This window comes from Streptomyces sp. NPDC091271 (genome assembly GCF_044757505.1).
Classification (GTDB): Bacteria; Actinomycetota; Actinomycetes; order Streptomycetales; family Streptomycetaceae; genus Streptomyces.
The window spans coordinates 230,410-246,808 of sequence record NZ_JBIVVD010000007.1; the positions used below are offsets into that span (position 1 = coordinate 230,410).

The following is a 16,399-nucleotide window of genomic DNA, read 5'->3' on the forward strand; positions in this document are numbered from 1 at the left end:
TCATGCCTCGTATGACCGCTGCCCGAGCGGCAGTTGAGATCCTCAAGCGCGAAGGCGTCAGCAACGCGTTCGGTGTGCCGGGTGCGGCGATCAACCCGTTCTACGCGGCTCTCAAGGCCTCCGGCGGGGTGCAGCACACCCTCGCCCGCCATGTCGAGGGCGCCTCCCACATGGCCGAGGGCTACACCCGTGCGAAGGCCGGGAACATCGGCGTCTGCATCGGTACGTCGGGGCCCGCCGGCACCGACATGATCACCGGTCTCTACTCGGCCATCGCCGACTCCGTGCCGATCCTCTGCATCACCGGCCAGGCGCCGACCGCCGTCCTGCACAAGGAGGACTTCCAGGCCGTCGACATCGCGTCGATCGCCGCGCCGGTGACCAAGGCCGCGACCACCGTCCTGGAGGCCGCGCAGGTCCCCGGCGTCTTCCAGCAGGCCTTCCACCTGATGCGCACGGGCCGGCCGGGGCCTGTTCTCATCGACCTGCCGATCGATGTGCAGCTCACCGAGATCGAGTTCGACCCCGAGCTGTACGAGCCGCTGTCCGTCCAGAAGCCCGCCGCGAGCCGCAAGCAGATCGAGCGGGCCGTCGAGATGCTCAACGCGTCGGAGCGCCCGCTGCTCGTCGCGGGTGGCGGCATCATCAACGCCGACGCCTCGGAACTCCTGGTGGAGTTCGCCGAGCTGACCGGCGTCCCGGTCGTCCCGACCCTGATGGGCTGGGGCATCCTCCCCGACGACCACGAGCTGAACGCGGGCATGGTCGGCCTGCAGACCTCGCACCGCTACGGCAACGCGAACTTCCTGGAGTCCGACTTCGTCCTCGGCATCGGCAACCGCTGGGCCAACCGCCACACCGGCAAGCTGGACGTCTACACCGAGGGCCGCACCTTCGTCCACGTCGACATCGAGCCCACCCAGCTGGGCAAGATCTTCGCCCCGGACCTCGGGATCGCCTCCGACGCGAAGGCGGCACTGGAGCTCTTCGTCGAGGTGGCGCGCGAGCTGAAGGACGCGGGCAAGCTGAAGAACCGCTCGCAGTGGGCGGCGTCCACGCAGGAGCGCCGAGCGACCCTGCAGCGCCGCACGCACTTCGACAACGTGCCGCTGAAGCCGCAGCGGGTGTACGAGGAGATGAACCGGGCGTTCGGCCCCGAGACCCGGTACGTGACGACGATCGGCCTCTCCCAGATCGCGGGCGCGCAGATGCTGCACGTCTACCGGCCGCGCCACTGGATCAACTGCGGCCAGGCCGGGCCGCTGGGCTGGACGATCCCCGCCGCGCTGGGCGTCGCCACCGCCGACCCGGACGGTTCGGTGGTCGCACTCTCCGGCGACTACGACTTCCAGTTCATGCTGGAGGAGCTCGCGGTCGGCGCGCAGCACCGCATCCCTTACGTCCATGTGCTGGTGAACAACTCCTACCTGGGGCTCATCCGGCAGGCGCAGCGCAACTTCGACATCGACTTCCAGGTCAACCTGGAGTTCGAGAACCTCAACTCACCGGAGCTGGGCGTCTACGGCGTGGACCACGTCAAGGTCGTCGAGGGCCTGGGCTGCAAGGCGATCCGCGTCACCGAGCCGGATCAGCTGCTGCCGGCCTTCGAGGAGGCCAAGAAGCTCGCGGCCGAGCACCGGGTCCCGGTCGTCGTCGAGGCGATCCTGGAGCGGGTCACGAACATCTCGATGAGCGGGACCGACATCGCGTCGGTCAACGAGTTCGAGGACGTCGCCTCCGAGCCCGGCCACGCACCCACGGCGGTCCTCCCGCTGACGGTGTCCTGACCCTGGCGTCCGGCCACTGACGCTCTCATCCCGGGATCCGCGGACACTGTTCCGCGGATCCCGGAGCTGTGTGCGGGGAGGGTGGGGCCCAGTCGGACCGGGCGCGGCACGTTCGCCTGTCGCTACCCTTTCCCCATGCCGTGGCCGTGGGGGACCGAAGTAGCAATGAGAAGGCTCGCGTGGTCGACCGAGGGCCTCGCCGCTCGGCTGGCCGGCGTGACCACGCTGACGCTCCTGGTGGCTGCCGGTCTCTGGCTGGCCCGTGACGACGCGACGCTGCAGATGTCGGTACTCGTCGTCAGCCTGTGGCTGACGGGCACCGCGGACAGCGTCCGCTGGTCGTTCAGCAACGGTGTGGGGTTCTTGCAGACGGTCCTCTGCGCGGTTGTCTTCGCTGTTCTCGCGTACGTCGCCCTGTCCGGGGTCCGGCACTCCCGTGGTCCGGACGCCTGGCAGCCCTGGCTCGTCACGAGCGGAGTGCTGCTCGGCGCGGCGTACGTCCTCGACCGCTACCGCAGCCCGGTCATGGCTCGCCTGTGGGATCTGGGGTTCATGTCAGGGCTGGCGGCCGGAGCAGTCGGCGGACTGTGGATCCTCGACAGCCACATCCACTGGCTGCCCTCGGCCGTGGCCGGCGTGTGGCTGGTCCATGTGGCCCGTGCCGTCCACTCCCACCGTGCCTGAACACGGCTGGTGCCGTTCGGTCCTGACGGTACGCCACCACGACGACCGGGGTGCGGTGCACGCCCCACGCGTGCACCGCACCCCGGTGATCTGTCACAGCGACCGCGACGGCGGGCTGCGGGCGGCGGCCGGCCCGGTTCCTTCAGGTCTGGACACGGGCCGGCCGGCCCTTCGCCACCGCACTGGCGTCGTCCGCCGCCGCGGTCCCGTCCTGCCGGTGCCGGGTACTACCCCTCATCCGGGTGCGCGGCACGGGCAGGGCCCTGGGAAGGGAGGCTCAGTCCTCGCGCAGGGCGCGGACGGCCTCCTCCACGCGCTTGCCGTAGTCGGCGTCGGCGGCGTGGAAGTGGGCGAGGTTCTTCTCGATCACGTCGTCGCGGGTGACCTGCGAGAGTCCGCCGGCGATGTTGGCGATCAGGCGGTCCTTCTCGTCGGCCGACATCAGCCGGTAGAGCTCGCCCGCCTGGAAGAAGTCGTCGTCCTTGGTGTGCAGGGGCGCCTCGTGCGTACCCGTCCAGCCGTGGACCGCGAGCGGGGAGGCGAGTGCCGCTCCGGTCTGCGCGGGGCCGGCGTACGAGTTGGGCTCGTAGTTCTTGTCCTGGCGCGAGCCGTACCGGGTGGCGTGCAGCCCGTCGCGGCCGTAGTTGTCGACGTCGGCGGCCTTCGGCGCGTTGACCGGGAGCTGGGTGTGGTTGATGCCCAGCCGGTAGCGCTGCGCGTCGGCGTAGGCGAACAGCCGGCCCTGGAGCATCTTGTCCGGCGAAGGACCGATGCCGGGCACGAAGTTGTTGGGCGAGAACGCCGCCTGCTCCACCTCGGCGAAGACGTTGTCCGGGTTGCGGTCCAGCACCAGCCGGCCGACGCGCTGGAGCGGGTAGTCGGCGTGCGGCCACACCTTCGTCACGTCGAACGGGTTGAAGCGGTAGTCAGCCGCCTCGGCGGCCGGCATCAGCTGCACGTGCAGCGTCCAGGACGGGTTGACCCCACGCTCGATGGCCTGGAGCAGGTCCGTCTGGTGCGAGTTGGCGTCCTTGCCGACCTGCTCGGCGGCCTGGTCTGCGGAGAGGGAGCGCACGCCCTGGTTGGTCTTGAAGTGGTACTTGACGAAGAAGGCCTCGCCCTTCGCGTTCGTCCACTGGTACGTGTGCGAGCCGAAGCCGTGCATGTGACGGTACGAGGCGGGGATTCCGCGGTCGCCCATCAGCCAGGTGATCTGGTGCGTCGCCTCGGGGGAGTTCGCCCAGAAGTCCCAGACGTTGTCCGGCTCCTGGCGGCCCGTGAACGGGTCCCGCTTCTGGGAGTGGATGAAGTCGGGGAACTTGATCGGGTCCTTGATGAAGAACACCGGGGTGTTGTTGCCGACGAGGTCGTAATTGCCCTCGTTCGTATAGAACTTGAGGGCGAAGCCACGCGGGTCGCGGACGGCGTCCGCGCCGCCCAGCGAATCGGCGACGGTCGAGAAGCGGATGAACGTCTCGGTGCGGCGGCCCACCTCGGAGAGGAAGTCGGCGCGGGTGAAGCCGGTGACGTCGTCCGTCACCTCGAAGTAGCCGTACGCGCCGGAGCCACGGGCGTGGACGACGCGCTCCGGGATGCGCTCACGGTTGAAGCGGGCGAGCTTCTCGAGCAGGTGCTGGTCCTGGACGAGGATCGGCCCGCCGGCGCCGGCCGTGGCGGAGTTCTGGTTGTCGGCGACCGGGGCGCCTGACTCGGTCGTGAGCACACGCTGGGACATGGAGGCCTTCCGTACGGGGCTGCTGACGGCCTCAGGAGCGTAGATTCGCCGATATCGAAGCGTCAACAGTTTGTTGAAATTGGAGGAGGAGGTTCCGGGCCGCGGCAGCGCCTGGGCGCGACAGGACAGGTGTCAGCGCCACCGCGACCCGGAGTTCATGGGGCCCCTGGGGAGGGCCGGGTGTGTCAGACCTGGGAGCCGGAGAGCCGCTCGACCGAGCGCAGCAGCGCGGAGTGGTCCAGGCCGCCGTCGCCCTGCGCGCGGAGGGACGCCACGAGCTGGGCCACGACGCCGCCGACGGGGAGTGCCGCGCCGACGTTGCGGGCGGCGTCCGTGACGATGCCCATGTCCTTGTGGTGCAGGTCGATCCGGAAGCCCGGAGCGAAGTCCCGCTTCAGGAAGTTGTCCTTCTTGCGGGTAAGGACGGTCGAGCCGGCGAGGCCGCCGTTCAGCACGTCGAGCGCGGCGGCGAGGTCGACGCCGGACTTCTCCAGGAAGACGACGGCCTCGGCACAGGCCTGGATGTTGACCGCGACGATCAGCTGGTTGGCCGCCTTCACCGTCTGGCCGGAGCCGTGCGGGCCGCACAGCACGATCGTCTTGCCGAGCGCGTCCAGCAGCGGCTTCGCGGCGTCGAAGTCGCTCTGCTCGCCGCCGACCATGATGGACAGGACGGCCTCGATCGCTCCGGCCTCACCGCCGGAGACCGGGGCGTCCAGCACGCGGATGCCCTTGTCCTTCGCGCTCGAAGCCAGGTCCACGGAGGTCTGCGGCGTGATGGAGGACATGTCGATCAGCAGGGCGCCCTGCCGGGCGTTCTCCAGGATGCCGTCGGGGCCGTACGCGATGGCCTCGACCTGCGGGGAGGCGGGGACCATGGTGACCACGACATCGGCGTCGCGAACCGCCTCCGCGATCGAGGCGGCCCCCTTGCCGCCTGCCGCGACCAGCCGGTCGATCTTGTCCTGCTCCAGGGTGTAGCCGGTCACCTGGTATCCGGCCTTGATCAGGTTCTCCGACATGGGCGAGCCCATGATGCCGAGCCCGATCCAGGCGACCTTGGGGAGATTGCTGCTCATGAGGGTTGCCTTCCGGTAAGCGTGTGTGCGAGAGGGGGCGGGCCTCAGCGGGCCGGCCGGTGCTCGGCGGGGAGCCAGTCGAAGGACTCCGCGCTCGGCCGGTCGCCAGGCTTGTACTCCAGGCCGACCCAGCCGTCGTAGCCGGCCTCGGTCAGCTCGTCGAGGAGACGCTCCAGCGGGAGCGAGCCGGTGCCGGGCGCGCCGCGCCCCGGGTTGTCGGCGATCTGGACGTGCCCGGTCTTCGCGGCGTACGCCTTGATCACCTGGCTGAGGTCCTCGCCGTTCATCGACAAGTGGTAGAGGTCCAGCAGGAACGTGGCGTTGGCCAGGCCGGTCGCCTCGTTGACACGGTCGACGACCTCGACGCCCGCCGGTGCGCTGACCAGGGGGTAGAGCGGCGACTCCGTGTTGTTGAGGGTCTCGATCAGGAGCGTCGCCCCGGCCCGGTGGGCCGCACGGGCGGCCAGGACCAGGTTCTCCAGGGCGAGTTCGTCCTGGACGGCCGGGTCCAAGCCCTCGACGCGGTTGCCGTAGAGCGCGTTGAGCGCCTTGCAGCCGACCGAGGCCGCGAAGTCCGCCGCCACGTCGATGTTGGCGCGGAAGCGGTCCGACTCCTCGCCGGGCAGCGAGAGCGCCCCGCGGTCGGGGCCCGGGAGGCGGCCCGCGTAGAAGTTCAGCCCCACCAGCTGCGTGCCCGCGTCGTCGAGCGCCTTCTTCAGGGCGTCGAGCTCGGCCTGCGCGGGGGTGGGGGTCTCGATCCAGGGCCACCAGAGCTCGACCGCCGTGAAGCCCGCGGCGGCGGCCGCCGCGGGGCGCTCCAGGAGCGGGAGTTCGGTGAAGAGGATCGAGAGGTTCACATCGAAGCGCTGGTCCGAGTAACCCATCATGCGCTCCTTCCGTATCGCGGAAGTTAGTTTCTGCTTAACGGAAGATTGCCTGGCGTGTGGTGAGGCTGTCAAGAGGTGAACCGAATTCCGGACACACGGGAGCGGGGTGGAGGGCTCCTCGCCCTCCACCCCGCTCCTCCTCACATCTGCCTGGTCAGGCGGCCGGCACCGTGTCCTGGAACGCCGTGCCCGCCGCGCGGTACCCGCTCACCAGCGCCGAGACCTGGGCGGGGGAGAGGACCTGGTCCTTCACGTGCAGGACGTAATCCACCTGCTGGTCGTACGAGCGCGGAGTCGTGCTGCTCTGGCCGGCCAGATCGATCAGCCACTGGTTGAAGTTGATCGACATCGGCCGCTCCGGGAGATAGGCCGCCCCGTGCGTGCCGAAGAGCTGACCGTCGACGTAGTACGTGATGGCGCTGTCGTCGATGGTCACCACCAGGTCGTGCCAGCCCGCGTAGCTCTGCCGCGCCTCGCTGTGCTGGTTGACCGCCTCCCACGGGTCGGGGCGGTAGGTCTCCCACGACGTGGTGTAGAGGATGTTGGCCGGCTCGCCCCAGCCGCCGTTGGGCAGGTACTCGAAGTCGTACTCGGCGTAGTCGTCCGCCATCGGCGCCTTGAGGTCGTTGATGGTGAAGAAGGTCTGGACGAGGTGGTCGCCGTCGGGACCCGACCTCGGCGCGTCGCTGAACTTCACCCGGGCCGCGTAGGTGCCGTTGCGGAACTTCGAGGACTTCGTGAGGATCTCCGTGTGCTCCGTCGAGGCACCCGTGCCCGCGGTGGACGTCTCCAGGTTCATCACGGAATTGCCGCTCTGGCTGCTGAAGGTCACGTTCTCGGGGGCCCAGACGGCGCCCGGCACACCGGGGCCGCCGGAGTTCGAGCGGACGCTCCAGCCGTTCGCGGCGATCCTCGGGTCCGTGTGACCGCTGTAGTCGAAGTCGTCGAACAGGCGGGGCCCGTCGGCCGGCGGGTCGGTGGGGGGATCGGTCGGGTCGGTCGGACCGTTGCCCTCGGGCGCCTCGCCCCAGGCAGTGACGGCGCCCACCTGCGCGGTGATCCTGGGCCAGTCCCCGTACGTGCTCCGTCCGGCGCCGAACGAGTAGTCGTCGCTCTGCCCCAGCGGCTGCCAGTCCGTGCGGTGGAAGCGCAGCTGCATGTCCCCGGTGTCCGCGCCAGGGGCCAGGGCGCCGGCGCCGGCGGTGAAGCCGATCTCCAGGTAGCGGTCGGCGGTCGCGGTCGGGTTCGGCAGGGTCCTGAAGGTGCCGGTGATGTTCGCACAGCCCTTCACCGCCCAGGAGCAGGCGAACCGGTAGGCCGCCGACGCCGAGTCGCCCTTGAAGTAGTAGCGAAGCTTGACGTCGGAGAGCGGCACGCTCGCGCTCCCGTTGTTGCGCACCTTCAGCCACGGCTCGCTCTGGTCGGCCGTCGCCCCGGACGCGCTCGTGCGGTACTGGACGACGAGCCCGCCGGCCGCCGCGGCACCGGCGGTCGTGGGCAGGGCGGCGAGGGCCGTGCAGCCCAGGGCCAGGGTGACGGCGGCGGCCGCCGCCGCGCGGATACGGCTCCTGCGGAATGTCCTCATGGCGGTGTTCCTCTCCGGAACGGTGGGGGATGAGTTACCGAGGGGGTCGCGCTGTACCTGCGGACGCGGTCGCCAGGGACCGCGTGGTGAGAGGCCGGTAGCGGACGCCGAGGGCGTCCAGCCGGGCGGTGTGGTCGCGCAGCCGCTCGACGAACCCGGCCCAGTCGCCGCGCCCGCCGGACCAGGCACGGTCCGCCAGGGCGCACAGCCGGGGGTAGGTGAGGTACTCGATCCGGTCCGGCGTCGTCACGTACTCGGTCCACAGCTGCGCCTGGGTGCCCAGGACGCGGGAGGCCTCGTCCGGCGCCCAGCCCGGCGGCACCGGCTCGTTCGTGTGGACCGCGTACAGGGGGACGGGGTCGCCTCGCTGGGTGGTGGGCTCGTCCGGATCGGTGGACTGGGCGTAGTCCAGATACGTGGCGCGGTGGTGCGCGGTCACCACCTGGTGGCCGCGCCGCGCGGCGGTGAGGGCGTGCGCGGGGTCGCGCCAGGTCATCACCGTGAATTCGGGCGGCAGTTCGCTGCCGGTCTCGGCCCAGCCGGTGGGCCGCCGGCCCTGCTCCACGAGGAACGAGCCGATCCTGCCCATGAACCATCCGTGCAGTTCTCGGGGGCCGTTCAGCCCCTCGGCCGTCGCACGGGCCAGGGCCGCCGGACTGTTCTCCCACTCGGTGACCGGGCACTCGTCGCCGCCGATGTGGACGTAGGGGGACGGGAAGACGTCCATGACCTCCTCCAGCACCGTCCGGCAGAAGTCGAACACCTCCTCGTGGACGCCGAACACCGTGTCGCAGACGCCCCACCGGGTCCACACGTCGAGGTGCCGCTCCGGGTGGTTGCCCAGGTGGGGGTAGGCGGCGAGCGCCGCGCGCACATGGCCCGGCATCTCGATCTCCGGCACGACGGTCACCCCCCGCTCCCGCGCGTGACGGACCAGGCCCCGCAGCTCCGCCCTGGTGTACGCCCCCGTGTGCGGCACGCCGTCGGACAGGGACTGGGCCCGGTGCGCGCCCACCGAGGTCAGCCGGGGGAACGCGTCGACCGGCATGCGCCAGCCCTGGTCGTCCGTGAGGTGCAGATGGAGGACGTTGAGCTTGTGCAGCGCCATGAGGTCCACGTAGCGGTGCAGATAGGAGACGGGCTGGAAGTGCCGGGCGACGTCGAGCATCGCGCCGCGCCACGGGTACCGCGGTACGTCGCTGATCTCGACGCACGGCAGCTCCCAGGAGATGCCCCGCGCACCGCCCGACAGGGCCTCGGGCGGCAGCAGTTGCCGGATCGTCTGGACGCCCCTGAGCAGCCCGTCCGGACGGGCCGCGCGCAGCAGGAGCGCCTCCGGTCCGACGGTCAGGCCGTACCCCTCGTCCCCCAGTCCGCCGAGCTGCGGGTCGAGCGCCAGGAGGACACGGCCGTCCGCCGAGGGTGGCAGAGGCAGGCCGGTCGTCGGTCCGAGGAGCGTGCGTAACAGGTCCGCCGCCCCTTCCGCACCCGGCAGGGCGCGTACGGAGGTGTCCTGGCCGAGGACGAAGCGGCCCGGGCGCGGCGAGACCTTGCCGGGCCGGGGTACGAGGGAGAGCTCGGGGCGTGGTGCGGGCACGGAGGGCCTCCGGGGCAGGGGGTTTCGGACGGTTCGCGAGTACGCCGGCGAGGCTCAGCCCTTGACGGCGCCGGCCGCGAAGCCGGAGGTCACATGGCGCTGGAGCAGCAGGAAGATCACGAGCGCGGGCAGCGCGAAGAGCGTCGAGGCGGCCATGGTGGCGCCCCAGTCGGTGCCGAAGGTGTTCTGGAAGGAGGAGAGCCAGACCGGCAGGGTGCGGTTGTCCTGCTGCTTGATGATCAGGAAGTTGGCGTACGCGAACTCGTTCCAGGCGGTGATGAATCCGAAGAGAGAGGTCGCCATCAGGCCGGGGGCGAGCAGCGGCAGCGCCACCCTGACGAAGGAGCCGGTCCGCGTGCAGCCGTCGACCTGGGCGGCCTCCTCCAGTTCGGGCGGGATGGTGGCGAGGAACCCCCTCAGCACCACGATCGTGAACGGCAGCGTGATCATGAAGTAGACGAGGGTCAGGGTCGGCAGCCGGTCGAGCATGTCCGTGTCGCGGGAGATGATGTAGATCGGGATGATCAGCGATTCCCAGGGCGCCATCTGGGCGACGAAGACCAGCAGCATGAACTGCCGCCGGCCCTTCCACCGCAGGCGCGCGACGGCGAACGACGCCCCGAGCGCCACGACGAGGGAGAGCAGCACGGCCCCCAGCGTGACCAGGACGCTGTTGCGCCAGAACAGTTCGAAGCCGTCCGCCTGCACGGCCCGGCGGAAGTGGTCCAGGGTCCACGTGTAGGGCACGAGCCGGGGCTCGGCGGACTGGATGTCCCGGGACGGCTTGAACGCGGTGGAGATCATCCAGTACACGGGGAACAGGCAGACCACGACGGTCACGACGGCGGCGGCGTTCAGCGGGATCCGCCGGACCCGGGGGCGCAGCAGGGTCATCCGAGATCGTCCTCCTGACGGAACATCTGACGGAAGTAGAGGACCAGCACCCCGGACATCAGGACCACGGTGATCATCGACGCGGCGGAACCCAGGTCGTAGCGCTGGCTGGAGAGCGCCGTCTGGACCGCGTACACGGGCAGGATGGTGGTGGCGTCGCCCGGGCCGCCGCGGGTCATCACCCAGATCTGGACGAACGCCTTGAAGGTCCAGATCACCTCCAGGGAGACGACCAGCATGAAGATCGGCCGAAGGATCGGGAAGGTGAGCGAGCGGAAGACGCGGGAGGCGGAAGCGCCGTCCAGGCGTGCCGACTCGTACAGCTCGGCGGGCACGGTCGTCAGCGCGGAGTAGAGGGTGACCGCCGCGAACGGCACGGACTGCCAGACGATCAGCAGGACCAGGATCGTGAAGGACGCCGTACCGTTCGCGAACCATGGGTAGCGGTCGAAGGACCCGAAGCCGAGCGCGGTCAGCAGCTGGTTGACGATGCCGAACTCGGAGTGGAACAGCCACTGGAAGACCGTCGTGGCCGCGACCACGGGCATGGCCCAGGCGAGCACCAGCGAGCAGAGCACGACCGTACGGCCGGCCCGGCGCAGCCGCTCCGTCATCAGCGCGACCAGGGTCGAGATGACCATGATCAGTACGACGTTGACCGCCATGAAGACGAAGGTGCGGCCGGTCACCTCCCAGAAGCGCGGGTCGGACAGCAGCGTCCGGTAGTTGCGCAGCCCCACGAACTCGGCGTCGCCGCTGATCAGCTGGCGGAGCCGGAAGTCCTGGAGGGAGATCACCACCGCCCGCACCAGCGGGTACACCAGCAGATAGAGCGTGCCGCCGATCGCGGGGGCGATCAGGGCGTACGGCCACAGGTCGCGCGGGGGCCGTCCCGGCCGCCGCCCCGGTGGCGCCTTCGGGGGGCGGTGGGCTCGGGGAGCGGGCCGTTCACGCACATCCGGCACGGCGGGCCTCCTCTCGGTGGTGGGAAACGGACGGGCCGGATCAGGAGCCGGCGTTCATGGCCCGGGTGATGTCCGCGGAGGCCTTGGCGGCCTCCTCGGCGGCGTCACCGCCGGTGAGGACGGCGGTCATGTAGTCCTTGACGGGGTTCTCGGCCTCGACCGCGGCCCAGCCCGGGGTGTTCGGCGTCGCGTGCCCGTTCGCCGCACCGACGGCCATCGCCGAGGCGCCCGGGTCGCCCGCCACGGCCGAGGCGAGGGTGGTCCGGTTGGGCACGTAGCTCATGGCCACCGCGAGCTTCTTCTGCCAGGCGTCGCCCGTGAGCTCCTTGATGAAGGTCACGGCCGCCTCGGGGTGACCGGACGCGGCGGGAACGACCAGGTCGGAACCGCCGGTGAACACCGCACCCGGAGTGCCGGCCGTCTTCCCCGGGATCGGGAAGAAGCCCAGCTTCCCCTTGAGCTCCGGATTGTTCTCGACGACCACGTTGGCCCCGCCAGGTGTGGAGATGACCTGTGCCACCTGCCCCTGCGCCATCACCTCGGCCTGCGGCGGATCGTCCTCGTCGGAGTCCTTGGGGCCCTTGCCGAGTGCCTGGAGCTGTGCGTAGAAGGCCATGCCCCGCTGCGCCTCGGGCGTGTCGAGCGCGCCCTTCCACGTGCCGCCGGACTCGGTGGCGAAGTCGCCGCCCTCGTCCCAGATGAAGCCGCCCAGCGCGTACCAGAGCTGGCCCGGCAGGTAGATGCCCTGCGTGCCGCCCTTGTTCAACTTCGTGGTGGCGTCGATCCACGCGTCGCGTGTGGTGATCCTCGTGGCGTCGACGCCGGCCTTCTCGAAGAGGTCCTTGCGGTAGATCACGACCCGGTTGGCGGCGTAGTACGGGATGCCGTACTGCTTCCCCTCGTACGCGCCGGGCTCGGCCAGCCCTTTCAGCCAGTCCGCGCCGTTCAGCTCGTCCTTCCTGTCGCTGAGGTCCAGCAGTCCGCCGCTCTCCGCGAACTGGGCGACCTGGGTGTTGCCCGCCTCGATCACGTCCGGGGCGTCGTTGCTCGCCAGGGCGGCGGTGATCTTCTGGCCGATGCCGTCCCACTCCTGGATCTGGATCCTGACGTCGATGTCGGGGTGCGCGGCCTCGAACCCCGCGGTGAACTCCTTCTGGAACGCGGCCGAGACGCTGTCGCGCATCAGCCAGACGTCGACCGTCGTCACGCCCCCGGCCTCGTCCGCGCCGTCCCCACCAGAACTGCAGGCACTGAGAGCGGCAGCCGTCACGAGCGCGGACACACCGGCAAGCAAGCGGTACTTCACGGTTCACCTCAACGGGAGCAGAGACCTGACCACCTGACCAGTGAAGCCCACTGGACAGCTCACCTCTTGATGGTGGATGAAGGTGGCATAGACCAATGAGGTCGTCAACCCCTCCTGTATGAAGGGATTTTGGGGAATCTGATCGCGATCTGCCTCTGTTCATGCCGACGAGGGTGGTTAGACTCTCCCTGACCAGTGACCATCGGTCGCTCAACTGGTAAAGGGAGCGGGACGCGCGAAGGGGAACGCATGAAAGCCGACGTACCGGGGACGGTGCTCAAGCGGGAGCGGGTACGCGACGCGGTCCTCGAGCTGATCGAGAGCCGTCGCCCCGGCGACGCCATCCCGTCCGAGCGGGCCCTCTGCGCCCTGCTCGGCGTCTCCCGGCCCACCCTGCGGGCCGCCGTCGACGAGCTGGTGGCCGCCGGTCTGCTCGTCCGCGAACACGGACGCGGAATGTTCGTCGCTCCGGAGAAGATCACCCAGGAGCTGGTCTCCGCCGACCTCGCCCTGAGCGTGCCGCAGGCGGCCGGGACGTGGTCGAGCAGGCTGCTGGAGTTCACGACCCTCCAGGCGGGCGCCCGGGTCGGCCGCAAGCTGCGGATGTCGCCCGCAGACGAGATCGTGTACGTCGCACGGCTGCGCCTGGTCGACGGCGCGCCCATGGCCATCGAGCACCTGCACATCAGGGCGGCGCTCGTCCCCGGCCTGTCGGCCCAGGAGCTGGAGGACGGCGACCTCTACGAGCACCTGCGCCACACCCACGGGGTGCACGTCCGTGAGGCGGTCCAGGCCATCGAGCCCACGGTCGTCACGAGGGCGGAGGCCCAGCTCCTGGAGGTCCCCGAGCTCTCCCCGGCCCTGCTCTTCGAGCGCCTGACCTCGGACACCGCCGGGCTGCCCGTGGAGTACGTCCACTCGCTCTACCGGGGCGACCGCTACCGGATCGTCTCGCGGCTCGCGCTCGGCCCGGCCGCCGCCACCGCCCCGCTGGTCAGGGACGGGCACCACCCGGGGATCCCGCCCGGAGACTTCGCCCACGGCGACCCGATCGCCTCGTCCACCCGGGGGGACATCCAGGCCGGACCCTGAGGCACGGTCCGTCCAGGAGGCCCCCATCGGGCCCTCCGGGCCCTGCGCCCCGTGCCTTAGGGTCGGGACGAGCCGTGCGAGCCGACGGACGCGGCGGGACATGAGGGAGGCACCGTGCGCTTGAGGGTGGAATTCACCACCGAGCCCTTCGATCTCGACGAGGCACCCGCCCACGCGGTGGTGGCCCGCGAGGTCATCCAGACCGCCGACCTGGACGCGGTGGACGTGGGCCCCTTCGGGAACACGGCCGAAGGGGGCGCGGACGAGGTGCTCACCGCCGTGGACTCCCTGCTGCGGAAGGCCCTGGCCTCGGGCGCCACCCGGGTCTCCCTCCAGCTCAACGTGATCGGGGAGGGCACCCCGTGACCGAACCGGCCGACCACCCCCTGGTCACCGCGGTGAAACCGCTCGTCGACGCCATGGGAGCGGAGCTGCTCGCCCCGGAGCAGGCCACCACCGAGGACGTGCTCCTCGCGTGGGAGGGGGCCGACGTCATAGCCGTACGGCTCCCACAGCTCTCCGAATCGCTCGACCACATCCTGTCCGCCATGGAGCGGCGGCACGGGATGCCACTGGCCGAGCTGGACCGGAAGGCCAAGCAGGGCGTCGTGCGCACCCTTGAGGCACGCGGTGCCTTCTCCGTGCGGCACGGGGTGGAGACCGTGGCGGGGGCGCTCGGCGTCAGCCGCTTCACCGTCTACAACTATCTGAACCGGGACAATGCCGCCAAGGGTGAGTAGCGGCGCGTAATGCGGTGCAATGCCGTCGTCCGGGAACTCGGGCGGCGGCATCACTTGTTCGTGGAATTTCAACAAACTGTTGACGTGGTGTTGTGGAGGGCGTTAGCTATCCGCAGCCCGACAACGCACAGCGAAAAAAAGCCACGGAGGCTCCCGTGACTACGAGCTCCACACCGGGCCTCGCCCGGTTCAACACCCTGGCGGCCGCGGAGGCCGCAGCCGCGCTGCACGAGGTGTGTGCCAGTGCGGCGTGGGGAAGCTCCGTCCTCGCCCACCGGCCCTACGCCTCCACGGAAGCCCTGTTCTCCGCGAGCGACGCCGCCACGGCCGCGCTCTCACCGGAGGACCTGGCCGAGGCCATGGCCGGCCACCCGCCGATCGGCCGCCCCAAGCCGGGGGACCCGGCCTCCGCCCGCGAGCAGCGGGGGATGGCCGGTGCGTCCGAGGAGCTCAAGGCGGAGATGCTCGAACTCAACCTGGCCTATCAGGAGCGGTTCGGACATGTCTTCCTGATCTGCGCCACCGGAGCCACCGGTGAACAGATGCGCGACGCGGTGAAGGCCCGGATCGGCAACTCGCCCGAGCAGGAACGCGAGATCGTCCGCACCGAGCTGGGCAAGATCAACCGCATCCGCCTGACCCGCCTCGTGCAGGACTCCTGAGGAGTCAGGCACCCCGTACAGCACTCTTGAGAGCAAGGAGCGTGACGGTCTTGAGCACCGACACCACCGCATCGGTGTCCACCCACATCCTGGACACCAGCGTCGGCCGTCCCGCCGAAGCCGTCACCGTCTCCCTGGCCGCCCGCAGCGGCGGCGACGCGCAGTATGTGACGCTCGGCGGATCCGCGACCGACGCGGACGGGCGCTGCAAAGACCTGCCGGCCCTGCCGGAAGGAACCACCCACGTACGGCTCGTCTTCGACACCGAGTCGTACTTCACCGCGAAGAAGCAAGCCGAGGCGCAGCAGGACGCCCCCCGCGTAAGGGACAGCGGCGCGTTCTTCCCGGAGGTGGCGATCGCATTCGCCGTCACCCCGGGCGAGCACTATCACGTACCGCTGCTGCTCAACCCGTTCGGCTACTCCGTTTACCGAGGGAGCTAGCAGACAATGCCCACGATTCTCGGCCAGAACCAGTACGGCAAAGCAGAGAACCGCGTCGTCAAGATCACGCGGGACGGCGACACCCACCACATCAAGGACCTCAACGTCTCGGTCGCCCTCTCCGGTGACATGGACGACGTCCACTACTCCGGCTCCAACGCAAACGTCCTGCCGACCGACACCACCAAGAACACGGTGTTCGCCTTCGCCAAGGAACACGGCATCGAGTCCGCCGAGCAGTTCGGCATCCACCTGGCGCGGCACTTCGTGACCTCGCAGGAGCCGATCAAGGTGGCGCGTATCAGGATCGAGGAGTACGGCTGGGAGCGCATCGCGACCTCCGACGGCAACTCCAAGTTCATCGGGGCCGATGAGGTCAAACACTCCTTCGTCCGCAAGGGCCAGGAGACGCGCACCACCCAGATCACCTTCGACGGTGAGAAGTGGGAGGTCATCTCGGGCCTCAAGGACCTCAGCGTCATGAACTCCACCAACTCGGAGTTCTGGGGCTACGTCAAGGACAAGTACACGACGCTGAAGGAGGCGTACGACCGCATCCTCGCGACCGACGTCTCCGCCAAGTGGCGGTACAACTGGACCAGCGACGAAGAGCGCATGCCCAACTGGGAGAAGTCCTACGAGCAGACGCGCAAGCACATGCTCCAGGCCTTCGCGGAGACGTACTCCCTCTCGCTCCAGCAGACCCTCTACCAGATGGGTTCGCGCATCATCAACAACCGCAGCGAGATCGACGAGATCCGCTTCTCGCTGCCGAACAACCACCACTTCCTCGTCGATCTGGAGCCGTTCGGGCTCAAGAACGACAACGAGGTGTACTTCGCCGCCGACCGTCCGTACGGCCTCATCGAGGCGACGGTTCTCCGGGACGGCGTCGAGCCGAAGATCCCGGTCGACATGACCAACCTCTGACGCGGTGCTGAAC

16 protein-coding genes are annotated in these 16,399 nt (G+C 69.7%); 8 read left to right on the forward strand and 8 right to left on the reverse strand.

Annotated elements, in window-relative coordinates:
- The first annotated feature begins 2 nt into the window (after positions 1 to 2).
- Together gcl and ACIQM3_RS28115 are read left to right on the forward strand one after the other, a co-directional pair.
- A complete protein-coding gene (gcl, locus tag ACIQM3_RS28110; protein ID WP_401628919.1) occupies positions 3 to 1,787 on the forward strand; it encodes a glyoxylate carboligase in 1,785 nt (594 codons plus the stop codon).
- Positions 1,788 to 1,952: 165 nt separating this feature from the next.
- Positions 1,953 to 2,471, forward strand: a complete 519-nt coding sequence (locus tag ACIQM3_RS28115; protein ID WP_401628922.1) for a hypothetical protein — start codon at positions 1,953 to 1,955, stop codon at positions 2,469 to 2,471.
- 277 nt (positions 2,472 to 2,748) lie between these two features.
- Here the strand turns inward: ACIQM3_RS28115 and ACIQM3_RS28120 are convergent, their stop codons facing one another.
- From ACIQM3_RS28120 to ACIQM3_RS28155, 8 genes are all read right to left on the reverse strand, one after another.
- Positions 2,749 to 4,206, reverse strand: coding sequence for a catalase (locus ACIQM3_RS28120; RefSeq protein WP_401628924.1), 1,458 nt, complete (start codon positions 4,204 to 4,206; stop codon positions 2,749 to 2,751).
- A 185-nt stretch (positions 4,207 to 4,391) separates the two neighbouring features.
- On the reverse strand, positions 4,392 to 5,285 hold the full coding sequence (locus tag ACIQM3_RS28125) for a 2-hydroxy-3-oxopropionate reductase (protein ID WP_401628927.1): 894 nt from the start codon (positions 5,283 to 5,285) through the stop codon (positions 4,392 to 4,394).
- A gap of 44 nt (positions 5,286 to 5,329) precedes the next feature.
- Positions 5,330 to 6,169 (reverse strand): TIM barrel protein, encoded by an 840-nt coding sequence (locus ACIQM3_RS28130; RefSeq protein WP_401628929.1) that lies wholly within the window; start codon positions 6,167 to 6,169, stop codon positions 5,330 to 5,332.
- Positions 6,170 to 6,326: 157 nt separating this feature from the next.
- Complete coding sequence (locus ACIQM3_RS28135) at positions 6,327 to 7,757, reverse strand: cellulose binding domain-containing protein (RefSeq protein WP_401628932.1); 1,431 nt, start codon at positions 7,755 to 7,757, stop codon at positions 6,327 to 6,329.
- 34 nt (positions 7,758 to 7,791) lie between these two features.
- On the reverse strand, positions 7,792 to 9,354 hold the full coding sequence (locus tag ACIQM3_RS28140; RefSeq protein ID WP_401628935.1) for a beta-N-acetylhexosaminidase: 1,563 nt from the start codon (positions 9,352 to 9,354) through the stop codon (positions 7,792 to 7,794).
- A gap of 54 nt (positions 9,355 to 9,408) precedes the next feature.
- The gene (locus ACIQM3_RS28145) at positions 9,409 to 10,248 is read right to left on the reverse strand and encodes a carbohydrate ABC transporter permease (RefSeq protein WP_401628938.1); all 840 of its coding nucleotides are present in this window, start codon (positions 10,246 to 10,248) and stop codon (positions 9,409 to 9,411) included.
- Positions 10,245 to 11,213: a carbohydrate ABC transporter permease gene (locus ACIQM3_RS28150; protein ID WP_401628941.1), complete on the reverse strand. Its 969-nt coding sequence runs from the start codon at positions 11,211 to 11,213 to the stop codon at positions 10,245 to 10,247. Before ACIQM3_RS28150 ends, ACIQM3_RS28145 begins: the two co-directional genes overlap by 4 nt.
- A 40-nt stretch (positions 11,214 to 11,253) precedes the next feature.
- The gene (locus ACIQM3_RS28155; RefSeq protein ID WP_401628944.1) at positions 11,254 to 12,519 is read right to left on the reverse strand and encodes an extracellular solute-binding protein; all 1,266 of its coding nucleotides are present in this window, start codon (positions 12,517 to 12,519) and stop codon (positions 11,254 to 11,256) included.
- A 249-nt stretch (positions 12,520 to 12,768) separates the two neighbouring features.
- Here ACIQM3_RS28155 and ACIQM3_RS28160 point away from each other — a divergent pair, with 249 nt between their 5' ends.
- The 6 genes from ACIQM3_RS28160 (at position 12,769) to pucL (ending at position 16,386) form a co-directional block, all read left to right on the forward strand.
- Positions 12,769 to 13,611 (forward strand): GntR family transcriptional regulator, encoded by an 843-nt coding sequence (locus ACIQM3_RS28160; RefSeq protein ID WP_401628947.1) that lies wholly within the window; start codon positions 12,769 to 12,771, stop codon positions 13,609 to 13,611.
- 114 nt (positions 13,612 to 13,725) lie between these two features.
- On the forward strand, positions 13,726 to 13,977 hold the full coding sequence (locus ACIQM3_RS28165; protein ID WP_401628950.1) for a hypothetical protein: 252 nt from the start codon (positions 13,726 to 13,728) through the stop codon (positions 13,975 to 13,977).
- Positions 13,974 to 14,351 carry a helix-turn-helix domain-containing protein gene (locus tag ACIQM3_RS28170; protein WP_401519506.1) on the forward strand — a complete coding sequence of 126 codons (378 nt, stop codon included), beginning with the start codon at positions 13,974 to 13,976 and terminating at the stop codon, positions 14,349 to 14,351. Before ACIQM3_RS28165 ends, ACIQM3_RS28170 begins: the two co-directional genes overlap by 4 nt.
- 155 nt (positions 14,352 to 14,506) lie before the next feature.
- The gene (uraD, locus tag ACIQM3_RS28175) at positions 14,507 to 15,013 is read left to right on the forward strand and encodes a 2-oxo-4-hydroxy-4-carboxy-5-ureidoimidazoline decarboxylase (protein ID WP_401628953.1); all 507 of its coding nucleotides are present in this window, start codon (positions 14,507 to 14,509) and stop codon (positions 15,011 to 15,013) included.
- 50 nt (positions 15,014 to 15,063) lie between these two features.
- Positions 15,064 to 15,456 (forward strand): hydroxyisourate hydrolase, encoded by a 393-nt coding sequence (gene uraH / locus ACIQM3_RS28180; protein ID WP_356715292.1) that lies wholly within the window; start codon positions 15,064 to 15,066, stop codon positions 15,454 to 15,456.
- A 6-nt stretch (positions 15,457 to 15,462) separates the two neighbouring features.
- Positions 15,463 to 16,386, forward strand: coding sequence for a factor-independent urate hydroxylase (gene pucL / locus ACIQM3_RS28185; RefSeq protein ID WP_401628957.1), 924 nt, complete (start codon positions 15,463 to 15,465; stop codon positions 16,384 to 16,386).
- The last annotated feature ends 13 nt before the right edge of the window (positions 16,387 to 16,399 follow it).